Source organism: uncultured Aquabacterium sp. (assembly GCF_947366995.1).
Classification (GTDB): domain Bacteria; phylum Pseudomonadota; class Gammaproteobacteria; order Burkholderiales; family Burkholderiaceae_C; genus Aquabacterium.
Genome location: NZ_CANBCC010000120.1, coordinates 1 through 4,216 on the forward strand (window position 1 = coordinate 1; position 4,216 = coordinate 4,216).

4 protein-coding genes and 2 pseudogenes are annotated in these 4,216 nt (G+C 69.7%); 3 read left to right on the top strand and 3 right to left on the bottom strand.

What is annotated here, in order from left to right; all coding sequences use genetic code 11:
* A pseudogene (locus tag Q0Z44_RS18135) lies at positions 1-201 on the bottom strand (hypothetical protein); the annotation flags it as partial.
* Between Q0Z44_RS18135 and Q0Z44_RS18140 the strand changes: the two are divergent.
* The gene (locus Q0Z44_RS18140) at positions 200-424 is read left to right on the top strand and encodes a hypothetical protein (RefSeq protein WP_298015394.1); all 225 of its coding nucleotides are present in this window, start codon (positions 200-202) and stop codon (positions 422-424) included. The pseudogene Q0Z44_RS18135 and the gene Q0Z44_RS18140 sit on opposite strands and share 2 nt — an antisense overlap.
* Here Q0Z44_RS18140 and Q0Z44_RS18145 read toward each other — a convergent pair.
* Both Q0Z44_RS18145 and apaG read right to left on the bottom strand, forming a co-directional pair.
* On the bottom strand, positions 334-2,514 hold the full coding sequence (locus tag Q0Z44_RS18145; RefSeq protein WP_366517642.1) for a site-specific recombinase: 2,181 nt from the start codon (positions 2,512-2,514) through the stop codon (positions 334-336). The two genes, Q0Z44_RS18140 and Q0Z44_RS18145, sit on opposite strands and share 91 nt — an antisense overlap.
* The gene (apaG, locus tag Q0Z44_RS18150) at positions 2,514-2,888 is read right to left on the bottom strand and encodes a Co2+/Mg2+ efflux protein ApaG (RefSeq protein ID WP_298015396.1); all 375 of its coding nucleotides are present in this window, start codon (positions 2,886-2,888) and stop codon (positions 2,514-2,516) included. Before apaG ends, Q0Z44_RS18145 begins: the two co-directional genes overlap by 1 nt.
* 155 nt (positions 2,889-3,043) lie before the next feature.
* On the opposite strand from apaG, the gene rpe reads away from it, so the two are divergent.
* Together rpe and Q0Z44_RS18160 are read left to right on the top strand one after the other, a co-directional pair.
* The gene (rpe, locus tag Q0Z44_RS18155; protein ID WP_109033830.1) at positions 3,044-3,727 is read left to right on the top strand and encodes a ribulose-phosphate 3-epimerase; all 684 of its coding nucleotides are present in this window, start codon (positions 3,044-3,046) and stop codon (positions 3,725-3,727) included.
* A 17-nt stretch (positions 3,728-3,744) separates the two neighbouring features.
* Positions 3,745-4,167 (top strand): annotated as a pseudogene (locus Q0Z44_RS18160) (DsbA family oxidoreductase); the annotation flags it as partial.
* Between the last annotated feature and the right edge of the window lie 49 nt (positions 4,168-4,216).

Genomic DNA, 4,216 nt, shown 5'->3' on the forward strand with positions numbered 1-4,216 from the left:
CGACTTGGTGCGCTGCAGCGCGCCCGGAATGGGGCCGGTGCGGCCCGGCACGGGAACGGCGGGCGGGGGCAACGGGGTGGGAGTGACCACGGGCGCAGGTTTCTGCGGCGGGGGCAGGGGCACGCTGGTGCAGGCGGCGAGGGTGCCTACAATGGCCGCGAGCAGGCCGGTGCGCCCCGGTTTCAACGGACGAACGATCATGGACCTGATTGTGCTGGAAGCCGCTGCCGCGCTGGCGCTGCTGGGCTTCGTCGTGTGGTGGACGATGTTCTCGGGCCGACGCGGCGGTGAGCTCGACGACGACGGGCCCGGTGGGCCCGTGGCCGACGAGGATCAGGGCCGCGGCTCGACCGGCCCGGTGGCCGAGCCGGCCAGCGAGGCCGACGCGGCCTCCCGCGGCGGGAACAGGAAGCTCAAGGGCTGACGACGCACGCGGCGCCACACGGCCTTGCGCAAACGCGCCCGGTCGCTTACACGAACCTCGCGCGAACGCACCGCCACGCGCAGGGCCAGCACGAAGCTCACCCCCACGTTCAGCAGCCCGGTCAGCGGCACGGCGGCCGCGCACCACCAGAAGCCGGGGTGGTGGATCACATCGGGACCGAGCGTGCCCGCCGCGGCCATCAGCTGCCCCATCGACAGCGTCACGTGGCGCACGTCCAGCGGCAGCGCCAGAAAGCCTGCGATCACCGGGACCAGACCCAGCATCATCCCCAGCGACACGTTGGCCGCCAGCCCCGAAATGTTCTCGCGCCACCAGCCGGCCCAGTAGGCGGCGCGGTCTGCGCCCAGCCACAGCCGGATCCGCGGGTTCCAGCGCAGGGCACTGTCCAGACGGTGCAGCACGAACCAGTTCTCCACCCAGCCCGCGATGATGCTGGAGGCAAACAGCAGCACCCCGGTGAAGGCGGCATACCAGAGCGAGGGGCCCAGCAGCGTCAGCGAATGCAGCACGTACTCGGCCTTGGCGGGGCTGATCAGCGGCTTGCCCAGTGCCCACCACGCCATCACCTGGGCCAGCAGCACCAGCGGGCCCACCAGCGCGAGGTTGCCCACGATGCCGGCCACCTGCGAACGGATCAGGTGCGCCACCTCGTCCACGAACCCTTCGATGGCCTCGTCGGTGCGGGTGTCGGACAGGCGCGCCGCCATGGCGGGGGCCGTCATGGCCGGTTGCTTGGTGGCCACCGTCCAGTGCAGCAGCTGCACGATGACGAAGCTGACCGCGTAGTTCAGCCCTGCGCCCAGCCCGGCCCAGAAGGGCGACAGGCCCAGCGCCATCACCGCGAACTTCATGTACGTGGTGCCGGCGATCACGACACCGCCGCCGCCCGCGCGGCGCAGCATGTCGCGGTACTCGGCCCGGTTGCGGGTGATGTAGTGCTCACCGGTTTCAGCGCTGCGCTCGGCCACCTTGCGCGCCAGCATCGCGTAATGGCGCGAGAACAGCGCGCGCACGCTGCGGCGCCGCTGGCCCTGCTCCAGCAGTTCGCACAGCAGGTTGCGCAGCACCGGGGCCGGCTGGGGCGCCAGAATCACCTCCAGCAGCTGCTCCACGCGCCGGCAGCGCGCGCACAGCTGGTCGATCTGGAACACCAGGTCCACCGAGATGCCCTGCGCCTCGAGGTGGCCGTGCAGGCCGCTGGCCGCCGCAGCACAGCGGTCCAGCAAGGCACGCAGGTATTGCGCCTCCTGCAGCAGTGCGGTCGAGGGGCCGTGGTCGTCCCCATCGGGCCGTTCGGCCTCGGTCAGCGCCAGTTCGTGCAGGCGTTCGGCGGCCCGGCCCAGCTGCCGGAAGGCCTGGCGGCCCAGCTGCTCGTCGTTGAGTTGCGCGGCCACCGTTTGCGCAGGCAGGCCTGCATCCCGCTCATCGGGGATGCCGTCGTCCACCCGCGTGCCCAGCCGCCCACGAAACGCGGGCGACATGCCGGCAGCCCGCACCTGCGAAACCAGGTAGGCGATCGCATCCAGAAAGGGCTCGCGCCAGCCCGCTGTGCGCGCGGACACCGTGGGCTCGGCCAGGGCCTCGCGCCACAGCGCCGCCAACTCGGCCAGCGTGGCCGCGTCCAGGCGCTCCAGCCAGGCGGCGTCGTGGGGGTCGTCGAACAGCAGCGTGAACAGGCGGGCCAGGTCGCCGGTGTCCGGCGTGCCGGGCAGCGTCTTGCGGCGCAGGCGCTCGCCCAGTTCGTTCAGGAAGGAGCTTCGCGGAGAAAAGCCGTAATCCGCCAGCAGCGCCGCCACATCGGTGTCACGCCAGAAGGCGGCGAGCAGGGCCACCACGCGCGCGCGCCGCTCGGGCTGCATCGCCAGCAGCCGCACCACGTACTGCGTGCCACTCACACGTTCGCCGCGGCGCACCCAGTCGATCAGCTGGATCAACCACAGGTGGCGCTCCACCAGCGGGGCATGCGGGTCGGCGCTGTCCAGCAGCGCTTCAAGAGACATCCCGTTGCCGGGCCGCGGCCACCAGCGTTGACGGGTCAGGGGGCGAAGCAGGGTCTTGAGCCAGGCCATCAATGAAGGGATTGGGTCCGCGCGAGCGTGAACGGCGCGATGGGCGCCTCGAACGGGCGGGCGTCTTCGGTCATGCAATAGAAGGTGCCCTGCATCACGCCATGCGGGGTGTCGAGGCTGGTCCAGCTGGTGTATTCGAACTGCTCGCCCGGCTTCAGCACCGGCTGGTGGCCCACCACGGCCAGCCCGCGCACCTCCTGGGTGCGGCCGGTGGCATCGGTGATGAGCCACTGCCGCGCCACCAGCTGCGCCGTCACCGCCCCGGTGTTGCGGATGGTGACCGTGTAGCTGAACGCGTACTCGTTGCGGCTGGGGTTGCTCTGCTCGGCCAGGTACTCGGGCCGGACGGAGCAGGTGAATTCAGGCAGGCTCATGCGACCCATTCTAGGGAAAGCCCGTTCGTGACGTCCGTCACAAAACCCAGCATCGTGTGGGGCTGTCCATGGCGCCGTCATGGTCGATGGCCCGGCCCGGCCTTTCGGCCGCCTTCCTACAATGGCGGTTTGTCCGTCCCCCCGAGGTTTCCTGCATGTCGCGCACCTTCCGCATCGCCCCCAGCATCCTGTCCGCCGATTTCGCCCGCCTGGGTGAGGAAGTGCGCCACGTCATCGACGCCGGGGCCGACTGGATCCACTTCGACGTGATGGACAACCACTACGTGCCCAACCTGACGTTCGGGCCGATGGTGTGCCAGGCGCTGCGCAAGCACGCCGTGCGCGCCGATGGCACCGCCGTGCCCATTGACGTGCACCTCATGGTGCAGCCGGTCGACGCGCTGGCTACGGCCTTTGCCAAGTCGGGCGCCGACATCGTCACCTTCCACCCCGATGCCTCCACGCACGTCGACCGCACGCTGCAACTCATCAAGGCCGAAGGCGTGCAGGCCGGCCTGGTGTTCAACCCGGCCGCGCCGGTGGACGTGCTGGAATGGGTGATCGACAAGGTGGACGTGGTGCTGCTGATGAGCGTCAACCCCGGCTTCGGTGGCCAGAGCTTCATCGACAGCACGCTGCGCAAGGCCGAGAAGGTGCGCAAGATCATCGACGCATCGGGCCGTGACATTCGCCTGGAAATCGATGGCGGCATCAAGGTCGACAACATCCGCCGCGTGGCCGACGCCGGCGCCGACACCTTCGTGGCCGGCAGCGCCATCTTCGGCCAGCCCAGCTACAAGGCCGTGATCGACGCGATGCGCGCCGAACTCGCCCGCTGAACCGGAGCTTCACTCCCATGGCCACCACGCTGCAACTCGATTTTGTCTCTGACGTGTCCTGCCCGTGGTGCGCCATTGGCCTGGCCTCGCTGCGCCAGGCCATGGCCCAGCTGGCCGACGAGATGCAGTTCACGCTGCGCTTCCAGCCGTTCGAGCTGAACCCGCAGATGCCGCCCGGCGGCGAAGACATCGGCGAGCACCTGACCCGCAAGTACGGCTCGACGCCGGAACAGCAGGCGCAGATCCGCGAGACCATCCGCCAGCGCGGGGCCGAGCTGGGCTTCACCTTCAACACCGAAGGCCGCGGCCGCATCTACAACACCTTCCATGCCCACCGCCTGCTGCACTGGGCGGGCGAAGAGCACCCCGAGCAGCAGTTGGCGCTGAAGCAGGCGCTGCTGGAAGCCTGCCACCGCGACCGCCAGGCCATGGACGTGTTGAATCACGAGCAAAACTGAGCCAGGCGTCACGTCCAAAACTGAGCCACTA